The sequence below is a fragment of the Halopelagius longus genome (assembly GCF_900100875.1).
In the GTDB taxonomy this organism is placed as follows: domain Archaea; phylum Halobacteriota; class Halobacteria; order Halobacteriales; family Haloferacaceae; genus Halopelagius; species Halopelagius longus.
On the sequence record NZ_FNKQ01000001.1, the window covers coordinates 301763 to 321181 of the forward strand.

At 65.4% G+C, this 19419-nt stretch carries 16 protein-coding genes and 1 tRNA gene; 11 read left to right on the top strand and 6 right to left on the bottom strand.

Going from position 1 to position 19419, the window contains the following annotated elements; translation table 11 throughout:
• Positions 1 to 3: 3 nt before the first annotated feature.
• Complete coding sequence (locus BLS11_RS01535; RefSeq protein ID WP_092534411.1) at positions 4 to 303, bottom strand: hypothetical protein; 300 nt, start codon at positions 301 to 303, stop codon at positions 4 to 6.
• A gap of 329 nt (positions 304 to 632) precedes the next feature.
• Here BLS11_RS01535 and BLS11_RS01540 point away from each other — a divergent pair, with 329 nt between their 5' ends.
• From BLS11_RS01540 to BLS11_RS01570, 7 genes are all read left to right on the top strand, one after another.
• Entirely contained in the window at positions 633 to 2432 is a 1800-nt protein-coding gene (locus BLS11_RS01540) for an L-aspartate oxidase (RefSeq protein ID WP_092531896.1), read from the top strand.
• Between the two features lie 111 nt (positions 2433 to 2543).
• The gene (locus BLS11_RS01545; protein ID WP_092531899.1) at positions 2544 to 3494 is read left to right on the top strand and encodes an ABC transporter ATP-binding protein; all 951 of its coding nucleotides are present in this window, start codon (positions 2544 to 2546) and stop codon (positions 3492 to 3494) included.
• A complete protein-coding gene (locus BLS11_RS01550) occupies positions 3494 to 4264 on the top strand; it encodes an ABC transporter permease (RefSeq protein WP_092531902.1) in 771 nt (256 codons plus the stop codon). The genes BLS11_RS01545 and BLS11_RS01550 overlap by 1 nt, the downstream gene beginning before the upstream one ends.
• Before the next feature lie 439 nt (positions 4265 to 4703).
• Positions 4704 to 5006 (top strand): hypothetical protein, encoded by a 303-nt coding sequence (locus BLS11_RS01555; protein ID WP_092531905.1) that lies wholly within the window; start codon positions 4704 to 4706, stop codon positions 5004 to 5006.
• An 85-nt stretch (positions 5007 to 5091) separates the two neighbouring features.
• Positions 5092 to 6723: a gamma-glutamyltransferase gene (gene ggt, locus BLS11_RS01560; protein ID WP_092531908.1), complete on the top strand. Its 1632-nt coding sequence runs from the start codon at positions 5092 to 5094 to the stop codon at positions 6721 to 6723.
• 42 nt (positions 6724 to 6765) lie between these two features.
• Positions 6766 to 8157 (top strand): hypothetical protein, encoded by a 1392-nt coding sequence (locus tag BLS11_RS01565; RefSeq protein WP_092531911.1) that lies wholly within the window; start codon positions 6766 to 6768, stop codon positions 8155 to 8157.
• A 145-nt stretch (positions 8158 to 8302) separates the two neighbouring features.
• Positions 8303 to 8803 (top strand): DUF7974 family protein, encoded by a 501-nt coding sequence (locus BLS11_RS01570; protein ID WP_092531914.1) that lies wholly within the window; start codon positions 8303 to 8305, stop codon positions 8801 to 8803.
• Between the two features lie 26 nt (positions 8804 to 8829).
• Here the strand turns inward: BLS11_RS01570 and BLS11_RS01575 are convergent, their stop codons facing one another.
• The 5 genes from BLS11_RS01575 to BLS11_RS01595 all read right to left on the bottom strand — a co-directional run bounded on the left by BLS11_RS01575 (position 8830) and on the right by BLS11_RS01595 (position 15023).
• Positions 8830 to 10116: an ABC transporter ATP-binding protein gene (locus BLS11_RS01575; RefSeq protein ID WP_092531917.1), complete on the bottom strand. Its 1287-nt coding sequence runs from the start codon at positions 10114 to 10116 to the stop codon at positions 8830 to 8832.
• Positions 10113 to 11231: an ABC transporter ATP-binding protein gene (locus BLS11_RS01580; protein ID WP_092531920.1), complete on the bottom strand. Its 1119-nt coding sequence runs from the start codon at positions 11229 to 11231 to the stop codon at positions 10113 to 10115. The genes BLS11_RS01575 and BLS11_RS01580 overlap by 4 nt, the downstream gene beginning before the upstream one ends.
• Complete coding sequence (locus BLS11_RS01585; protein ID WP_092531923.1) at positions 11231 to 12286, bottom strand: ABC transporter permease; 1056 nt, start codon at positions 12284 to 12286, stop codon at positions 11231 to 11233. Before BLS11_RS01585 ends, BLS11_RS01580 begins: the two co-directional genes overlap by 1 nt.
• Before the next feature lie 2 nt (positions 12287 to 12288).
• Positions 12289 to 13287 (bottom strand): ABC transporter permease, encoded by a 999-nt coding sequence (locus tag BLS11_RS01590; protein ID WP_092531926.1) that lies wholly within the window; start codon positions 13285 to 13287, stop codon positions 12289 to 12291.
• 95 nt (positions 13288 to 13382) lie between these two features.
• Entirely contained in the window at positions 13383 to 15023 is a 1641-nt protein-coding gene (locus tag BLS11_RS01595) for an ABC transporter substrate-binding protein (RefSeq protein ID WP_092531929.1), read from the bottom strand.
• Positions 15024 to 15402: 379 nt separating this feature from the next.
• Here BLS11_RS01595 and trmY point away from each other — a divergent pair, with 379 nt between their 5' ends.
• The 4 genes from trmY to BLS11_RS01615 all read left to right on the top strand — a co-directional run bounded on the left by trmY (position 15403) and on the right by BLS11_RS01615 (position 19409).
• The gene (gene trmY, locus BLS11_RS01600) at positions 15403 to 15999 is read left to right on the top strand and encodes a tRNA (pseudouridine(54)-N(1))-methyltransferase TrmY (protein ID WP_092531932.1); all 597 of its coding nucleotides are present in this window, start codon (positions 15403 to 15405) and stop codon (positions 15997 to 15999) included.
• A 68-nt stretch (positions 16000 to 16067) separates the two neighbouring features.
• A tRNA-Pro gene (locus tag BLS11_RS01605) sits at positions 16068 to 16140 on the top strand.
• 118 nt (positions 16141 to 16258) lie between these two features.
• Entirely contained in the window at positions 16259 to 18961 is a 2703-nt protein-coding gene (locus BLS11_RS01610; RefSeq protein WP_092531935.1) for a PAS domain-containing protein, read from the top strand.
• Complete coding sequence (locus BLS11_RS01615) at positions 18954 to 19409, top strand: response regulator (protein WP_092531938.1); 456 nt, start codon at positions 18954 to 18956, stop codon at positions 19407 to 19409. The genes BLS11_RS01610 and BLS11_RS01615 overlap by 8 nt, the downstream gene beginning before the upstream one ends.
• Positions 19410 to 19419 lie beyond the last annotated feature (10 nt).

Consider the following 19419-nt stretch of genomic DNA (forward strand, 5'->3'; position numbering starts at 1 on the left):
CGCTCATCGGCTTCCCCCCAGCGTCGATTCGATGCGATTCAGTTGCGTCTTCAGGTCGGCGATTTCGCGGCGGACGTCGTCGTACTCCGCGTCCGGGTCGGTGTCCGTCTCGATGAGGGGGACCAACGGCGCTTCCGCGTCCTCCTCGTCGGTCGGTCGCCGCCTCTGCTCGGTCTGTCGATACCGTCCGGTGGTCGTGTCGATGATGGGAACCAAAGGTGCCTCTCTGTCTTCTTCTTCGGTCGGTCGGCGCGTTCGTTCGGCGGTTCGAGTCCGTCGGGTTCGTCGGGTCGTTCGTGTCATGTTATGTCGCGTATCGGTCGGTCGGGTCGGTCGGTCGTCGGTGTCGTCGCGTTCGTTCGTGCGCGGACGCCTGCTACGTCGGATTTGGTGGTGCGTACGTTCATTCGTCGTCGCCTCACTCCCACGGAGGACCATCGCACGAATAAACATAATGATTGATAGTGATAATATTCTTTAATGAGTTTAATTGTCTTCGGTACCGACGACGCACCCGGCCGAGACGCCGCGTTCGCCACGGTCCGTTTTTCCCCGAAAAACGACGTTCTCGGCGTCTCACCCGTCGATTCTCCCGCATAGACCTGAAGTCGGGGTAGTCCTAACCTCCGCTCGTGAACCCGAACGCGGACCGACCGGACGACGAAAGTGCACCGACACCTGCGTACGAGGAAGTTCGTGCGCCCGTCCTCGTCGTGGGTGCGGGCGCGGCGGGCGCCCGGACGGCCATCGAACTGCAGGAACGCGGCGTCGAACCGTTGGTCGTCGGAAAACGCGACCACGGTGACGCCCACACGACGTGGGCGGCGGGCGGCATCAACGCCGCACTCGGGTCGTTGGACCCCGAGGACGACTGGGCGATTCACGCCGCGGACACCCTGAACGAGGGACACTTCGTCAACGACCCCGAGGCGGTCGAACTCGTCGCGAAGACGATGCCCGACCGAATCCGCGAACTCGACGAGTGGGGTGCGAACTTCGACCGGACCGAAGACGGGAAGATAAACCAGCGCTACTTCGGCGCGCAGTCGTTCCGTCGAACCGTATTCAGGGGCGACGAGACGGGGAGAGCGGTCCTCGACGCCCTCGTCTCGCGCGCGCAGGAGTTGGAGGTTCCCTACCGCGAGAACGTGATGGTGACGACGCTCCTCTCCGACGGGTCGCGCGTCTACGGCGCGGCGGGGTTCGACATGGAGGACGGCCGCTTCCTGTTGTTCGTCGCGGACCACGTCGTCCTCGCGGCGGGCGGGTTCTCCGCCGTCTACGACCGCCACTCCTCGCGCGACGACGAGAACACCGGCGACGGTCCGGCCCTCGCCTACGACGCGGGCGCGAGTCTGTTGGACGTCGAGTTCGTCAAGTTCCACCCCACCGGGATGGTCCAACTCGACCGGTACGACGAGGACTGGTCGGGCGAACTCGTGACGGAGGCCGTCCGCGGCGAAGGGGGGCGGTTGTACAACGGCGAGGGCGAACGGTTCATGGAGCGATACTCGCCGGACCAGATGGAACTCGACGCCCGAGACGTCGTCGCCCGCGCCATCGCCCAAGAGATACGCGAGGGCCGCGGTACGGAGGCGGGCGGCGTCCACCTCGACATCTCCCACCGCGACGGGTCGTTCATCCGCGAGCGTCTGCCGAAGATGTACGAGCGATTCCAGTCGCTCGGCGTCGATATGGCCGAAGACCCCGTCGTCGTCGCGCCGACGGCCCACTACACGATGGGCGGCGTCGCAATCGACGCGACGACCGGCGAGACGGGCGTCGACCGACTGTACGCCGTCGGCGAGACGGCGGCGGGCGTCCACGGCGCGAACCGACTCGGCGGGAACTCGCTGGCTGAAACCGTCGCCATCGCACCGTACGTCGGTCGCCACGTCGCCGAGAGAATCGCCGCGGGCGAGACCGACGACGAACTCGACGCGGACGCCCGCCGCGCCGCCGAACGCGAGTACCGCCGCCTCGACCGACTCGAACGGGCCGAGGGAGACGTGCGCCCGCGGGAACTCGTCGCGGAACTCCGCGAGACGATGTGGGAACACGCCGGCATCCTCCGGGACGCGGACCGACTGGGCGACGGCATCGACCGAGTGCGCGAACTCCGCGACCGGATGGACGACCTGCGCGTGGAAGGCGACAGGACCGGGAGGGACTTCGAGTTCGCGGTGGACCTCCCGTTCATGCTCACCGCGGCGGAGGCGACGCTCGTCGCCGCCCGGTACCGAACGGAGTCCCGCGGGGCGCACTTCCGCGACGACCACCCCGAAACGAAAGCGGAGTGGCGGGTGAACGTCCTCGTCGAACGCGACGGATCGGACGCGAACGTTCGGACCCGGTCGGTGGCCGAACCGAGCGACCCGGTTCGGGAGGCGCTCGCGGCGGGGTACGAACTCGACTACCACCACCTGGAGTGACCCGTCGAGGCGGCGACCGAACCGGAGACGGGCGCACGGGACCGTGCGACTGCGTGACACCCAGTTCCGGGGTCGGAGCGCTTAATCCCGTCCGTTGCCGACTGGCGGGTAGTGCCTCCCGCGATAGAGATACGCGATCTACGGAAGTCGTACGGCGACGTGCAGGCGCTCTCCGGTGTGGACCTCGACGTGCCAGAGGGCTCTTTCTTCGGCCTGCTGGGACCGAACGGCGCGGGGAAGACGACGTTCATCAACGTCCTCGTCGGTCTGGTCCGGAAGTCGGGCGGGACGGCCCGCGTCTTCGGCCACGACGTCGAGGACGACTACCGCGAGGCGCGGGACAAGATAGGCCTCGCCCCGCAGGAGTTCAACGTGGACCGTTTCTTTCCCATCCGGGAGGTTCTGGAACACAAGGCGGGCTACCACGGCGTCCCCAAGAGCGAGGCCCGAGAGCGCGCCGACGAGGTGCTGAAGCGAGTGGGCATCTACGACAAGCGCGACACCCGCTTCGATTGGCTCTCCGGCGGAATGAAGCGCCGGTTCATGCTCGCGCGCGCCCTCATCACCGAACCGGACCTGCTCATCCTCGACGAACCGACGGCGGGCGTCGACGTGCAACTGCGCCACGAACTGTGGGAGACCATCACCGACCTCAACGACCACGGGACGACCATCCTCCTGACGACGCACTACATCGAGGAGGCCGAACGCCTCTGCGACGAGGTGGCCATCTTAGACTCCGGACGCGTCGTGGACGTGGCGAGTCCGGACGAACTGATGGACCGCGGGACCGACCGCATCACCGTCTCCCTGCGGGACCCGCCCGCCGCGGTGCCCGACCTCTCGGCCCTCGACGGCCAGTACGAGGCGGCCGAACTCACGGAGTCGGGCCTCGCGGTCACCGCCCAGCAGGGCGGTCTGGTCGCCCCGGACCTCGTCCGCGCACTCGACAGGGCGGGCCACGAGATTGTGGACCTCGAAATAACCCGAACCTCACTCGAAGAGGTGTTCGTCGAGATGACGCGGCAGGACGACCGCGAGACGATGGAGGTGTCGAACTGATGTCGAGCGTCGATATGACCGGGTTCGTCGCCCTCCTGCGGCGCGAAATCCTCCGGTTCCTCCGCCGCCCCCGCAACACGTTCGTCCCGCCGTTCATCACGAACGTGCTGTACTTCTCCGTCTTCGGCGTCATCCTCGGGGAGCGAATCAACGAAATCGCGGGCGTCCCGTACATCCTCTTTATCCTGCCGGGTCTCATCGTCCTCGGAGCCATCTCGAACGCCTTCGAGAACGCTTCCTTCTCCATCTTCCACGGTCGCTGGAACCGCTACATCGAGGAGGCGTTGACGTCGCCGCTCTCCTACTCCTCGATGGTGTGGGCGTACATCCTCTCCTCGGCGCTCCGGGGGGTCATCGTCGGCACACTCGTCGCCATCATCGGCGCGTTCTTCACGTCGGTGGGCGTCACCCACCCGTTCTATCTGGTCGCGTTCATGCTCGTCATCACCCTGCTCTTCGCGAGTCTGGGCGTCCTCGGCGGCCTCTGGGCGGAGGACTTCGACGACCTGACGATGCTGAACCAGTTCATCCTCCGACCGCTGGTGTTCTTCGGCGGCGTCTTCTACTCCATCGCGGAACTGCCGCAGACGCTCCAGCAGGTGTCGCTCCTGAACCCGATGATATACATGGTCAACGGCGTCCGGTACGGCTTCCTCGGCGTCAGCGAGGTGGACCCGAACACCTCGCTCGCCGTCCTCGTCGTCTTCGCCGCCGTCGTCACCGCGTTCAACGTCGCCCTCTTCCGCCGCGGGTACGGCCTGACGGACTGACTCGGACCCTTCTCTTCGGTCCCCTAGACTGCTTACCAAGAAAATCGGTCTACACGAGAAAGCATATAGCCCAGTTAGAGAACCATCTGTATGCAAGAGTCCTCCTTCCTTTTGTCCCTCGCTGCTACTGTTATTCGTTCCACCACGCTTGCTCCAGCAGGTGACTCCGCCCCGATTTGGCAAGCGACGGTGATGAATCTCGTTATCGTCGCGCTGTTACTTCTGATACTTGTCGGATTCCTCCTCCTCTTACTTCGGAGATAGGACGTCTGAACGGGCGGGCAGCACCAGCAATGCTGGTCACGTTCTCTATACCGGGCGATTCGCTGTCTCCCCGACGACACCGCCCTCCGAGAGGTTCTTCCGCAGAAGCTGTGCGTCTCTCACACGGAGTCGATACACCGAGAAAGCATTTATCGACCGTCCGCGATGGCCGGTCGTGGTCCCCTCGAAACGGATACTCGTCGTCGCGGCGGTTAGCGCCGCGTGGAGCGTCGTCGGAACGGAAGCGTTCGAGACGCTCTTCGCCCTCGACGGTCCTCCCGCCCCGGCGGCGGCACTCGCCGTTCTTCTCGTCTGTGTGGTCGGATACGGCTTCTCTCACGTTCGACGCCCGAGAACGACGGCGGTGCTCTGTTTCGTCGCCGCCCTCTCGTTCGTCGTCGGCTTCGTCGCCTTCTTCGCGTGGAGTGCGGCGACGTCGTTCCCCGACGCCGTACCCGCGTTCGTCCTCCGGTCCTAGTAGCGGAGTCGAATCCGCCGCGAGCGATACCTTCCCCTTTTCCCCTTCGGGTGGACTTTTGGCCGCCGTTTCCGAACTGTCGCGCATGGATATCGACGGGAACGCGGACTTAGACAGGTTCACCTCGCGTCGTTCGACGGTGTACGGGCAACGCGGCGTCGTGGCGACGAGCCAACCCCTCGCCGCCGAGGCGGGTATCGAGACGCTTCGGGAGGGCGGCAACGCCTTCGACGCCGCCGTCGCCACCGCGGCGGCCCTGAACGTCGTCGAACCCACCTCGACGGGACTCGGCGGCGACGTGTTCGCCCTCTACCGGACGGCCGACGGCGAGGTGGGCGCGATGCGCAGTTGCGGCGGTGCGCCCGCGGACGCGACCATCGAGAACGTCCGAGAAGCCGTCGCCGAGGAGGAGGGCGTGGACCCCGAAGACGCCGAGATGCCCGACACCGGCCCCCACGCCGTCACCGTCCCCGGCACCGCCCGCGGGTGGGAGGTGACCGTCGAGGAACTCGGGCGATTGACGCTCCCGGACGCCCTCGAACCGGCGATTCGCTACGCCACCGAGGGCTACCCCGTCTCGGAGGTCGTCGCCAGCCAGTGGGAACACGGCGAGGACCTGTTCGAGAGCGACAACGCCCGCGAGGCGTACCTCTTCGACGGCGACGCGCCCGACGTGGGCCAGACCGTCACCCTGCCGAAACTCGGCGCGACGATGGAACGCATCGCCGAGGAGGGCGCGGACGTGGTGTACGAGGGTGACATCGCCGAGCAAATCGCCGCCGAGGTGCAGGAGGCCGGGGGCTTCCTGACCGTCTCCGACCTCGCGGACTTCGAACCGGAGTTTCCCGACCCCGTCTCGACGACGTACAACGGCGCGGAAATATTCGAACTCCCGCCGAACAATCAGGGCTTCGTCGCACTCGAAGCGCTGAACGTCGCGGAGGAACTCGGCGCGGGCGAGTACCCCCTCGATTCGCCTGACCGAATCCACTACTTCGCGGAGGCGACGAAACTCGCCTTCCGCGACGGTCACCGCTACGTCACCGACCCCGAGTACGAGGAGATACCGCCCCTCGCCTCGAAGGAGTGGGCGAGAACGCGCGCCGAGGAGGTGAGCGAGGAGGCGAACCGCGATGTCTCCTTCGGCGTCCCCGACGCCAACGCCGAGGACGCGGACACCGTCCTCCTCACCGTCGCCGACGACGAGGGCAACGTCGTCTCCTACATCAACTCCCGGTTCGCCGGGTTCGGGTCGGGCCTCGTCGCCGGCGACACCGGCATCGCCCTCCAGAACCGCGGGAGTTCCTTCTCTCTGGACCCCGACCACCCGAACCGCCTCGAACCGGGCAAGCGGCCGTTCCACACCCTGATTCCGGCGCTCGCGAAGTTCGACGAGGACGACTGGGCGGCCTTCGGCGTCATGGGCGGGTACATGCAACCGCAGGGGCACGTGCAGGTGATATCGAACGTCGTCGATTACGGGATGCCGCTTCAGGCGGCCCTCGATTACCCCCGGTGGCGCTACCGCGAGGACGACACGCTCGCCGTCGAGGAACGCCTCAGCGACAGTCTCGGCACGAAACTCGTCCGGCGGGGACACGACGTGCGTCTGCTCTCACCCGGCACGTTCGGCGGCGCGCAGATAGCGCGGAACGATAACGGAACGCTCTCCGCGGCGACCGAACCTCGGAAGGACGGGAACGCGCAGGGCTACTGAGACGGGAAACAGTCAAGTCATCGGACGTGTCACGTTGGTACAATGACGAATCTGGGTCGGCGGGGATTTCTCTCGCGCGTCGGGGCGGCCGCGTTCGGAGTGGCCGCCGGTTCGGGCGTCGCGGGCGCGCAGACGGCGGACGGCGGCGAGCGTGCGGGCGGCGGCGGTGCCGACGGCGGGTTCGACCCGGCGCGCGACGGGTTCGGCTTCCCGAACTGGGCGGGCGGCGACAGGGACGCCTACCCCGGTCACGACCACCGGGCCGTCTCGAACCAGGCGGTCAAAGAGCGCATCCGGAACGACTGGCGCGGCGATTTCGCCGACCTGTTCGGCGTGGGCGTCGGCGAACTCCCGCCGTCGCTCGTTGACCTCATATCCTCGCAGATTCGCGTCGGCGTCGCCCAACTGGCCTCGACGAACGGCCACTGTTACGGGATGATATTCACCGCACAGGAACTGTTCGAACGGCCGGAGTCGCTCCCCGCGGACGCCGACGCCGCCGCCGACCTGCACAGCCCGGAAGTGACGCTTTCGGACGGCGAGACGACCGTCGGGCGTCGAATCGACCGTTACCAGTCGTCGCAGATTCTCGACGTGTACGCGTGGCTCGGCCGCCGGCGGATGCTCACCCCGGCGAAGATAGACTACACCGCGGAGATGTCGGCGCTCACGGCCTGCGTGGACGCCTTCGGAACCGCGACGGTCACCCTCGTGGACACCGAGACGCGCCTCTCCCATCAGGTTCTCGTCTACGACTACGAGGAGACCGGCGGCGGCGTCGAACTCCGCCTGTACGACCCGAACGTCCCCGCGCAGGGCTACCGAAAGGGACGGCGGCGCACCCTCTCGGTCCGACCGACAGAGGAGTTCCCGGTGGTCGGCCACCCGACGTACGACGCGTTGGTGTTCAACCGCTGGGACCGCGCCATCCGCGCGGGGGCGTCCGTGACCGCGCCGCGACGCGCCGACGACGAGGCCGACTTCGGCCACCTCCTTGACTGCGCGGTTCGGTTCTCCGTGGACTCGGCGGACGTGGCGTTCACCGCCGTCGGGCCCGACGGCGACCCGGTGGGACGGACCCACGGCGCGTTCACGGACCGGACCCGTTCGGACGTGCACGCGACCCGGTACCGCTACGGCGCGTCGCACGGCACGTACCGACTCTCGGTCGTCGGCCGCCGAGCGACGGCGTACGAACTCCGCGCGCAGGTGGCCGGGACGGACGGCGGCGCGTTGGACCGGACCGTCTCGGGCCGCGTCGGCGCCGGCGACGTCCACGAGTACGTGGTCCGCGTGCCCGAAGGGTCGATTCGGCGCGCCGGGACGGCGTTCTCCGCGGGCCTTCGGGGGTCCGTCGACCCGTCGAGCGCAGTGGGCGGTGCGGCGGGCGGGGCGGCCCTCGGCGGGTACCTCGTCCACCGGTACGGGAACTGAATCGCGTCAGTTCTCGCCGGCGGGGGTAGTCCGACGACGTCTCCGCTCTTCTTCGGCCCGAACCGGCCGTCGCGCCTCGCGTTCGCGGTGCTCGCCCGCTAACCGACGAAAGTAAACGCGCTCTCGCCGTACTCCGAACGAGACGATGCCGCCATCGAACGGAGCGACCGAACGGCAGGACCGCTACGGACTCGACGACGTGAGCAACCCCGTCGCCGCCGCCCTCGGCAAGTTCGTCCCGCAGTCGGTCGTCCGCCGGTCGCTCTCGGTGACCGTCGAGACCGACCGCGAGGTGTACGCCCGCGGCGACCCGGTGGAACTGACCGTCGTAATCGAGAACTCGTTTCCCCTGCCCGTCGCCGTCGAGACGGAGACGCGACGGCTCTGGGGGTGGACGGTCGACGGCGAACTCGAAGCCAGCGACGAACGGGTGTACCTCGGCGACGCCACCGGAACGCTCGCCTTCCGGGCGAGAGAGCGGAAAGTCCTCACGCACACGTGGGACGGGCGGTTCAAGCGCGTCGGCGGGGATGGAGAACCGACCCGGTGGGTCGAAGCGGAACCGGGCGTCCACGAGGTCGGTGCGTTCGTCGCCGTGCCCGGAACGCGACCGAGCGACAGCGTCGAGATACGGGTCGAAAAGTAACGCGAACGGCTACCGCGAGGTGGCCGTCAGTCGGCGGTTTCGCCGCCGCCCTCGCGGTGGAGGTGACACGCCGCGAGGTGGGGTCCGTCTCCGAACTCGGGGTCGACTTCGTACGCCGGCAGTTCCTTCGCGCAGATGGACTGCTCGGCGAACGACTCGACGAGTCGGTCCGCGGCGGTCTCCCACTCGTCTTCGAGAACCTCGTCGATGCTCGTCTCGACGATGCGTCCGGCCTCGCCGCCGGGCGTCCCGTCGGGGAAGAACTCCGCGCGAAGGGACGCCTCGCCCTCGACTTCGAACGTCTTGCGCTCGACGGCGCGCATGAATCGACGCACGTCCTCCCACTCGCTCTTCGTCAGGTCGTACTCCGGGGGCGAGATGAGTTTCGGACACCGCGTGCGGAAGCGACATCCGGAGGGCGGGTCGATGGGCGACGGCACGTCGCCTTCGAGGACGCCGCGTTGGCCCCGCGCCCGCGGGTCGGGCACCGGAATCGACTGGAGCAACGCGTCGGTGTAGGGGTGCTGGGGGTTCTCGAACAGTTCGTCCGTCTCGGCGAGTTCGACCAACTGACCGAGGTACATCACGGCCACGCGGTCGGAGATGTGGCGGATGACCGAGAGGTCGTGACTGATGAACAGGTACGTCAGCCCGAACTCGTCCTGCAGTTCGCGCATCGTGTTCAGCACCTGCGCTTGGATGGAGGCGTCGAGCGCCGACGTGGGTTCGTCGCAGACGATGAAGTCCGGGTTGACCGCGAGTGCGCGCGCGAGGTTGACACGCTGGCGTTGCCCGCCGGAGAACTGGTGGGGGTACCGGTTGTAGTGCTGGGGGTCGAGTCCGACCTTCTCCAACAGCATCCGGGCGCGTTCCTCGCGTTCGCCCTCGTACAGTCCGTGGGCCTTCATCGGTTCCTCGACGATGGGTCCGACCTTCATCCGCGGGTCGAGCGACGACTGCGGGTCCTGGAAGATCATCTGCATGTCCTTCCGCATCGACCGCAGTTCCTCGCCGCCGATTTCCGCGAGGTTCTTGCCCTTGAACAGGACGGACCCGTCGGTCGGTTCGAGCAGTCTGAGGATGGTCCGCGCGAGCGTCGATTTGCCGCACCCGGACTCGCCGACGAGTCCGACCGTCTCGCCCTTGGCGATGTCGAACGTCACGTCGTCTACGGCCTTGACCGTCTCCGTCTCGAAGAACGCGGAGAGCAGTCCCTCCCCCTGCGTGAAGTGTTTGGTCAGCCCGTCGATTTCGATGAGCGTTTCGCCGAATCCGACCGAGTCCGTCTCTTCTCTGGTTATTACTTCGCTCATTCGTCGTCACCTCTGGCTTCGACGAGGCCGCCGCCGAACGCCTCCGTGGCCTCCGTCTCCAACGGTTCCGCGTCGTCGTAGCCGACGTTCTCGTACTTCACACAGGAGACCATGTGCCGCGCCTCGTCCGGGTCGCTCACGTCCTGATACTCTGGGCGGACCTCCGGGCAGACGGTTCGCGCGTCCGGACACCGCGTGTGGAAGCGGCACCCGGAGGGCGGGTTGATGGCCTCGGGCATCACGCCCTTGATGGGTTGAAGCTCCTCCACCGTCTGGTCCGGGCGGGGGATGGAGTCCAACAGCGCGTCCGTGTAGGGGTGTCGCGTCTTGTGGAACAGGTCGTCCACGTCGGCCTGTTCGATGATTTCGCCGAGGTACATCACGTTCACCCGGTCGCATATCTCCGCGACGACGCCCAAGTCGTGCGTCACCCAGATGAACGACGTGTTGTACTTCTCTCTGAGGTCGTCCACCAGGTCGATGATCTGGCCCTCGACGGTCACGTCGAGCGCCGTCGTCGGTTCGTCGGCGATGATGAGGTCGGGCTGACAGGACAGCGCCATCGCGATGAGGACGCGTTGGCGCATCCCGCCGGAGAACTGGTGGGGGTAGCTGTCGTACCGCTTCTCGGGTTCGGGGATGCCGACCTCCCGGAGCATGTCCACCGCGATCTCCTTGGCCTTCTTCTCGGAGACGCCGCGGTTTATCTCGATGAACTCGCGGAGCTGCGCGCCTACCTTGAACACGGGGTTCAGCGCCTCCATCGGGTCTTGGAAGATGATGGCTATCTCCTTGCCCCGAATCTGCTTGCGCATCTCCGCGTTCGAGAGCATCTCGGGGGAGCGCCGGAGTTCGCCGTCCGGCCCCTCCTCGATGTCGATTATCTTCTTTCCTTTGTACGTCACCGTCCCGCCGACGATTTCGCCGGGGTCCTCCACGAGTCGCATGATGGAACTCGTCGCGACGGACTTCCCGGCACCGGACTCGCCGACGAGGCCGATGAGTTCGCCTTCGTTCACCTCGAAGGAGATGCCGTCCACCGCGCGGACGGTCCCCTCCTCGGTGAAGAACTGGGTCTTCAGGTTCTCTACTTTGAGTAGTGGTTCTGCGCTCATCAGTTGTTTATCCGTGGGTCGAGTGCGTCTCTCAGCCCGTCACCGATGAGGTTGAAGCCGATGACGGTGACGAGGATGGCGATGCCCGGCCAGATGCTGAACCACGGGTTCGGCAGCATGTACTGGCGCGAGTTCGAGAGCATCTGTCCCCACGACGGCGTCGGGGGCTGTGCGCCGTACCCGAGGAACGAGAGACCGGCGATGATGAGGATGTTCACGCCGATCTGCAACGTCGCCTGCACGAGCACGGGAGCGAAACTGTTCGGGATGACGTGTCGGAGGATGATGTTCCGGTCGCGGACGCCCGCCGCACGCGCCGCCTCGACGTAGTCCTCCTCGCGCACCGAGAGCACGCGAGAGCGGATGAGGCGGGCGAACGTCGGGATGGTCGCGATACCGACGCCGACCATCGCGTAGATGAGGTTCACGCCGAACGCGGTCATGAACGCGATGACCAACACGAGGAACGGGATGGCGTACAGCGTCTCGGCGGTACGCATCAGCGCGTCGTCTATCCATCCGCCGTAGTAGCCGGCGACTGCGCCGACGAGCGTCCCCAGAACGAGCGCGAGGCCCGTCGAGACGATGCCGACGGTGATGGCGATGCGCGTCCCGTAGAACAGCCGAACGAGGATGTCGCGGCCGCGGTGGTCCGTTCCCAGCGGGTGCGCCCACGTCCCCGGCTGCTCGGGGTACAGCTGGTTCGTCAGTCCGACCGGCGGGCGGAGAATCTGCGCGTTGCCCGGGTCGACGGCCGGGTTGACCCAGAACGTCTCCGCCAGCACGTACTGGTGGACGCCCATGTTCGCGAACACCTGATAGTCGGCGAGATACTCGAAGAGCACGCCGTCGACGAACGCGATGGCGGCGATGACCGCCATCACCGCGATGATACACAACCCGGCCAGCGCCGTCGGGTCGCGTTTCACCTGCGAGAGCGTGTACCGCCACCCCACTCGCGCTTCGGGCTGTTCTTCGTCCTCTCCGGCGGGGGCGTCCGCGCCGGCGTCGGCACCGGCGTCCACGTCGGTTCGTGTCGTTGGTTGGTCGCTCATTGTCACTCACTCCCCTCGAAGGACACCCGCGGGTCGACGTACGCGTACGAGAGGTCGGTGATGATGACCCCGATGACGAACACGAGGCCGAACACGAGCGTCGTACCCATGACGAGCGGGTAGTCTTGGTTCTGAATCGCCGTGATGATGAGCCGACCCATCCCGTTGATGGAGAAGACGGTCTCGGTCAGCACGGCCCCGCCGAGCGCCGACGTGAGGTTGAGTCCCACGAGCGTGATGAGCGGGAGCTGTGCGTTTTTGAACGCGTGCTTCCGGACGATTTTCCGCTCGCTGACGCCGTAGGCGCGGGCGAGCTTCACGTACTCCTCGCCGAGCACTTCCAGCATCGAGGAGCGCTCGATGCGGGTGAACGCCGCCATCTGCAGCGTTCCCAGCGTTATCATCGGAAGGATGAGGTGGTGAATCGACGTGAGGATGACCTCGAACTGGTTCGACGCCCCGTCCACGCCGGCGGGTGACGCCCACGGTAAGACGAGGTTCGTCGACGGGAAGAGGTTCAACCAGAACGAGAAGACGATGATGAGCATCAGCCCGATCCAGAAGGAGGGCGTGCTCACGCCGAGCAGTGCCACGACTCGCGAGACGTGGTCGGTCGGCTTGTTCCGGCGCTTCGCGGAGACGATACCAAGCGGTACCGCCGTCACGAGCGCGAACGCGAAGCTCGAAAGCAGCAGGTACAGCGTTATCGGCAGTCGCTCGGCTATCTTCTGCGTCACCGGAACTTGGTAGTAGATGCTCGTGCCCAACTGCAGTTGCGCCACGTCGATGAGGTAGTTGAAGTACCGGACGTGGAGCGGTTGGTCGAGCCCGAACTTCGCCCGAATCGCCGCCGCCTGCTGTGCGCTCGGCGACGGTCCCAACATTATCGATACCGGGTCCCCGGGAATCGCGTCGGTGAGGAAGAACGTGATGGTAATCACGCCGATAACCACCGGGATCGACTGGAGTAGTCGCCTGATCGCGTACCGAAGCCGTCCCATTATTGCACCACACGTTGTGAGGCGTTCATATCTCTAATCGCCGTTTTGCGGCCGTTTTGTACATAAATATGACGTAACCGCCTCCGTCTATCAGATTATTTCTGGACGGAGACGTTGTTGTGGTCCGTCGACAGCGTGAACTGCAGGACCGGGTGGGATGCGAAGTCCTTGACATAGTCCTTCACACCGAAGCTGTTCTTGAGGTTGTACGCGGGCAGGTGCGCGCGGTCTTCGAGAACCGTGGTGGTTCCCTCGACGTAGAGCTGCTTGCGCTTCTTCTGGTCGTTCTCCTTGCGCGCTTGGACGAACTTCTCGGTGGCCGTCGCGCCCTTGTCGCTGCTGTCGTGGTAGTACGTCCCCTCGGTGACGCCGATGGTGTCGTCGGTCGCACCGAACAGGTAGTACGTGAACGCGTCCGGGTCGGGCGTGCCGGACCACCCGAGCGTGTAGATGTTGTAGTCCGACTCCTTGCCGGTGACGTACTTCTCGGAGAACTTACCCCAGTCGAGACGCTGGACGGTGGCCTCCCATCCGGCCTCCTTCAGGCCGTTCGAGATGGAGATGCCTATCTGTTCGCGCATGTCGTCCGGCGGGACGATGATCTTGAACGAGTAGTCGTCCGGCACGCCGGCCTCGTCGAACAGTTCCTTCGTCTTGTCGACGTTCTTGTCGTGGGGGATCTGCTTCCACTCGTCGATGGGGAAGCCCCACTCCTCGGCGACGGCCTTCGGGTACGGACTGTACTGGCGGACGCCGGTCGGTTCGACGTAGTTCGACACCGCCTGGTCCATGCTGAAGGCGTAGTCGACGCCCTCGCGGACGAGGGGGTCGGTCGTCGGACCTTCTTTGCAGTTGAACGCGGCGTAGTAGTACCCGATGCTGGGGACCTCGTTGATGTTCACGTCCCCCATGTTGCGGATGGTCGAGTACTGCTTCGGCGGAATACCCTTGATGACGTCGTTCTCGCCGTTCTTGAGGGTCGTGACGCGCGTCGTCGACTCCTCGACGGGGACGAACTCGACTTCGTCGAGCTTCGGTTTGGGGTCGCCCCAGTAGTCCGGGTTCGCCTTGATGCGCACGAACTGGCCTTCCGACCACTCCTCGAACGTGAACGGGCCGGACCCGACGAGGTTGCCGCCGGTGTTGAACGCGTCTTTGTCCTCTTCGCGGACCGACTTCGGGACCACGTACCACGCGAGCGTGTTCGGGAACGGGGCGAAGGCGTACTTGAGGTCGAACTGAACGGTCTTCTCGTCCACCGCCTCGATGGTGTCGATCATGTTCAGTTCCGAGGCGTTCTCGGTCTGCTCTTTCACCGGAGCCTCGAACGAGTACTTGACGTCCTCGGCGGTGACGGTGTCGCCGTTGGAGAACGTCGCGTTCTCCTCGATCTCGACGACGTACCGCGTGCCCTCCTTGGACACTTCGGGCTCGCCGGTGGCGAGGACGGGGACCAGACCGGTACTCTCGTCGTAGGAGTACAGGCCTTCGACGATTCGGTCGACGACTTCGGTCGAGGGGACGTCGTTCAGGACGATGGGGTCGAACTCGATGGGACTCTTCGTCTGCCCGATTTTGAGCTTGCTCGAAGAGCCACCCTCGGTTCCGTTGCCCGTGCCGGTACCGCTACCGCCCTGACCGGAACATCCCGCGATGCCGGCCAGGCCGACGCCACCGAGTCCCTGCAGGACGCGGCGACGGTTCATCTTGCTGTGGAAGGTTTTTTCGTCAGACATTGACTTGGTACGCCCTTTGTTGAGGGATACCGTGATTCAATCTCCCGTTGGATAAATAACTGACGAATAGCTCTCGAATCAGGAAATAATTACGACTCAGCGCTTGTAGGCCGCACAGAGTACATTTTTCATACCACATATGCTGGAACAAACATCCGAAACAACTATCCGACCGCCGATAATTTTTCGCGTCTGAGGTACGGTTTTCAGATATAGTTGGACGAACGTACTCCGTTTCACCAAATTAAGACACGATTGAGCGCTTCAGTACTCTTGTGAACGTTCGTTAACGTTACTCGGCGTAAATCAGCATCGAAGGTTAAGGTTGTGGCTGCCGCAATGAGACAGACCCAACACCCCGAGGGTCCACGGGGTAGATATGCGCCAGTTCCTCATCGCCGGACACGACGCGCCGACGACGCCGGAGTTCTCGCTCGACGACATCGCCGGGGGTGCCGGCCGACTCGACGTCCTCTGTCGGTGCGTCAACTCCGCGTTCTTCCTGTCGCACGACATCCGCGAGGCGGTGCGCGTCCACCTCGTCCTCGGCGACGAGTACACGGTCCGATTCGAGGGGTCGGAACTCCGCCGCCTGAATCCGGACGAACGGACGACGGCGGCGTTGATTCGGAAGGCCTTGGAGCACCGCGACGAGGCCATCGGCCACATGGCCGCCGAGAGTTCCCCCGGTGTGAGCATCCGCCGGATGGGGTTCGAAGAGACGTTACGGGAGGCGGCGACGGACGCAACCGTCGTCCAACTTCACGAGGACGGCGACCCGGTGGTGGACGTCGAACCGCCCGAGCGCCCGCTTTTCGTCCTCTCGGACCACCACGACTTCACCGACGAGGAGGAGTCGCTCCTCGCGGAGGCGGCGGACGAACGCGTCCGCCTTGGGCCGCAACTCCTGCACGCGGACCACGCCATCACGGTGGCGCACAACTACCTCGACACCGAGGGATTCCAGCGGTACTGACGCGTCCAGGCCCGGTTCGAAGGTGAATCACAACTGTTAAACGCGGCGCAGGACTCAAACAGACATGCGGGCCGGTGGGGTAGCTTGGTATCCTTCGGCCTTCGGGTGGCCGTAACCGCAGTTCGAATCTGCGCCGGCCCACTTCTCCCGCATTCTCGCTCTTCGAGCGGTGTCTGTGGAATCTGCGCCGTCGTCGCGAACGGAGCGACGGCCGTTTCGCGCAGAAGGCTTTAGGCTCGCTCAACCGATGTACGCATAGATGCACTCCTCCACCGGGTCCGACACGGAACCGGACGCTCGTATCCGTCAGCAGGAGGTCGTCGCGGAACTCGGTCAGCAGGCCCTCGAAACTGACGACCTCGACCAGTTGATGCACGACGCGTCCGCCGCCGTCGCCGAGACGCTCGACAACGAGTACGCGAAGGTTCTCGAGTTGCTGCCCGGCGGCGACGAGGTGTTCCTCCGACAGGGCGTCGGGTGGCGCGAGGGACTCGTCGGGTCGGCGACGGTTCCGACCGACCGGGACTCGCAGGCGGGCTACACGCTGCTTTCGGAAGCGCCCGTGGTGGTGGACGACCTTCGGACCGAGGAGCGGTTCTCCGGGCCCGAACTGCTCACGAGCCACGGCGTCGTCAGCGGTATCAGCGTCGTCATCGGGTCCGTCGCGGAGCCGTGGGGGGTGCTGGGAACGCACACGACGGCGGAACGCGAGTTCTCCCCACACGACGCCCACTTCGTCAAGAGCGTCGCGAACGTCCTCGCGTCGGCGATAGAGAACCAACAGACCAAGAGCGAACTGGAGGAGATTTACGGTCGCATCTCGGACGCGTTCTTCGCGTTAGACGAGGAGTGGCGGTTCACGTACGTCAACGAACAGGCGCACGAACTGATCAACCCCCACGGGCGGACGCTGCTCGGGGAGGACATCTGGGACGTGTTCCCCGCGGCGACCGAACGGAAGTTCAAGCCGGAGTACGAGCGAGCGATGTACGAACAGGAGACCGTCGCCTTCGAGGAGTACTACCCCGAACCGCTCGACAGTTGGTTCGAGGTGCGCGCGTACCCCTCGGAGACCGGTCTGTCGGTGTACTTCCGGGATACGACCCACCGCAAGAAGCGCGAACGGGAACTCGAAGAGACGGAGCGCAGGTTCGAGGCCATCTTCGAGGACCCGAACATCCTCGTCGGCCTCCTCGACACCGACGGGACGGTGTTGGACATCAACCGGACGGCGATGGAGTACATCGACGCCGACCTCGAGGAGGTGACCGGCGAACCGTTCTGGGAGACGCCGTGGTGGGGCGATGGAGACGAGGTGCAGGCCGACGTCAAAGAGTGGACGGAACGGGCCGCGTCCGGCGAGTACGTGGACTTCGAGGCGGACCTCTCTCACCCGTCCGGAGAGCGGTACGCCATCAGCGGCGTCTTCAGACCCGTCACGAACGACGACGGCGACGTCGTCTCGGTCATCGTCTCCGACCGCGACGTGACCGAACGCCGAGAGTACGAACGGCAACTCGAGGAGAGCGAGCGACGGTACCGGACGCTCGCGGAGTCGTTCCCGAACGGCATCGTCACCATGTACGGCGACGACCTCCGCTACACGCTCGCGGAGGGTCGAGCCTTCGAGTACCTGCCCGTCTCGAAGGACGACTTGGAGGGCAGGACGCCGCGCGAAGTGTGGGGCGAGGAGGTGGGGTCCCAACTCGGCCCCGCACTGCGCGACGCTCTCGACGGGGAGGAGAGGGCCGTCGAAGTGTCGTACGTCGACCGCGAGTGGGTCGTCTACGCGGTACCGATCACCGACACGGACGGCAACGTCTTCGCCGGGATGACGATGGCGCAGGATATCACCGATCGCAAGGAGTACGAGCGCAGACTCGCGGAGAGCGAGCGCCGGTACCGGACGCTCGCGGAGCACTTCCCGAACGGCGCCGTCGGCGTCTACGACCGCGACCTGCGGTACACGCTGACCGCGGGCCGTCTCCTGGGCGAGAAGCTCCCCACTTCGGACGTACTCGAAGGCCAGCGGATGCCGGACGTCTTCCCCGAACACACCGTCGACGACCTCGAACCGCTGTTTCGGTCCGCCGTCGAGGAGGGCGAGACGGACAACACCACCACCGAGTTCGGCGGTCGAAACTGGCAGGTGTGGGTCACGCCCCTGCGGGACGTGGACGGCGACGTCTTCGCGGGGCTGAGTTTCACGCAGGACATCACCGAACAGGTCGAACGCGAACGACAGTTAGAGGAGTTAATCGAGAAGTTAGAGGAGTCCAACGAGCGCTTAGAGCAGTTCGCGTACGCGGCGTCGCACGACCTCCAAGAGCCGTTGCGGATGGTTTCGAGTTACCTCCGACTGCTCGAACGGCGCTACGAGGGCGCTCTCGACGAGGACGGCGAGGAGTTCCTCGAATACGCCGTCGACGGCGCGGACAGGATGCGAGAGATGATAGACGCCCTCCTCAAATACTCCCGCGTGGAGACGAAGGGCGACCCCTTAGAACCGATAGAGTTGGACGAGGTGCTCGACGACGTCTTCACGGATCTCCAGTTACACATCGAGGAGACGGGCGCGGACATCACGGCGGAGTCGCTCCCGCGGGTCGAGGGCGACGCCAACCAGTTGCGCCAACTCCTCCAGAACCTGCTGGACAACGCGCTCACGTACTCCGGCGAGGAGCCGCCCCGCGTGGAAATCACCACCCGACGGAGCGACGGGAAGTGGGTGATTTCGGTCAGCGACAACGGGGTCGGTATCGACCCGGAGGACACCGACACCATCTTCGAGGTGTTTCAGCGACTCCACGGACGGGAGGAACACCCCGGCACCGGAATCGGGTTGGCGCTCTGCGAGCGAATCGTCGAGCGACACGGCGGCGACATCTGGGTCGAGTCGGAACCCGGCGAGGGGTCGACGTTCTCCTTTACCCTCCCCGTGGCGGGTGAGAGCGATGAGTGACCGAACGGAGCGGAGCGACCCTGCGGAGATTCTGCTCGTGGAGGACAACCCCGGCGACGTGCGGTTGACGCAGGAGGCGTTCAAGGACGGTCGAATCCAGAACACGCTGCACGTCGTAACCGACGGCGTCGAAGCCCTCGATTTCCTCTATCGGCGCGGCGACTACGAGGACGCCCCCCGGCCGGACCTCGTGTTGCTCGATTTGAATCTCCCGCGGAAGAACGGCGACGCCGTCCTCGAAGAGATACGAAACGACGACGAACTCAGGCGCATCCCCGTCATCGTCCTCACGAGTTCGACGGCGCACGACGACATCGTCCAATCGTACGACCTCTGTGCGAACGCCTACCTCACGAAGCCGGTCGACCCCGACGAGTTCATCTCGACGATTCAGACGCTGGAGCGGTTCTGGCTCTCCGTCGTTCGGTTACCCTCCGACGAGGAGTGACGCGCCTCCG

Bases quoted from the DNA above. Each gene is read 5' to 3' on its own strand.
- BLS11_RS01535 (WP_092534411.1), bottom strand. From the start codon at position 303: ATGACACGAACGACCCGACGAACCCGACGGACTCGAACCGCCGAACGA.
- BLS11_RS01550 (WP_092531902.1), top strand. From the start codon at position 3,494: ATGTCGAGCGTCGATATGACCGGGTTCGTCGCCCTCCTGCGGCGCGAA.
- ggt (WP_092531908.1), top strand. From the start codon at position 5,092: ATGGATATCGACGGGAACGCGGACTTAGACAGGTTCACCTCGCGTCGT.
- BLS11_RS01565 (WP_092531911.1), top strand. From the start codon at position 6,766: ATGACGAATCTGGGTCGGCGGGGATTTCTCTCGCGCGTCGGGGCGGCC.
- BLS11_RS01570 (WP_092531914.1), top strand. From the start codon at position 8,303: ATGCCGCCATCGAACGGAGCGACCGAACGGCAGGACCGCTACGGACTC.
- BLS11_RS01575 (WP_092531917.1), bottom strand. From the start codon at position 10,116: ATGAGCGAAGTAATAACCAGAGAAGAGACGGACTCGGTCGGATTCGGC.
- BLS11_RS01580 (WP_092531920.1), bottom strand. From the start codon at position 11,231: ATGAGCGCAGAACCACTACTCAAAGTAGAGAACCTGAAGACCCAGTTC.
- BLS11_RS01585 (WP_092531923.1), bottom strand. From the start codon at position 12,286: ATGAGCGACCAACCAACGACACGAACCGACGTGGACGCCGGTGCCGAC.
- BLS11_RS01590 (WP_092531926.1), bottom strand. From the start codon at position 13,287: ATGGGACGGCTTCGGTACGCGATCAGGCGACTACTCCAGTCGATCCCG.
- BLS11_RS01595 (WP_092531929.1), bottom strand. From the start codon at position 15,023: ATGTCTGACGAAAAAACCTTCCACAGCAAGATGAACCGTCGCCGCGTC.
- trmY (WP_092531932.1), top strand. From the start codon at position 15,403: ATGCGCCAGTTCCTCATCGCCGGACACGACGCGCCGACGACGCCGGAG.
- BLS11_RS01610 (WP_092531935.1), top strand. From the start codon at position 16,259: ATGCACTCCTCCACCGGGTCCGACACGGAACCGGACGCTCGTATCCGT.
- BLS11_RS01615 (WP_092531938.1), top strand. From the start codon at position 18,954: ATGAGTGACCGAACGGAGCGGAGCGACCCTGCGGAGATTCTGCTCGTG.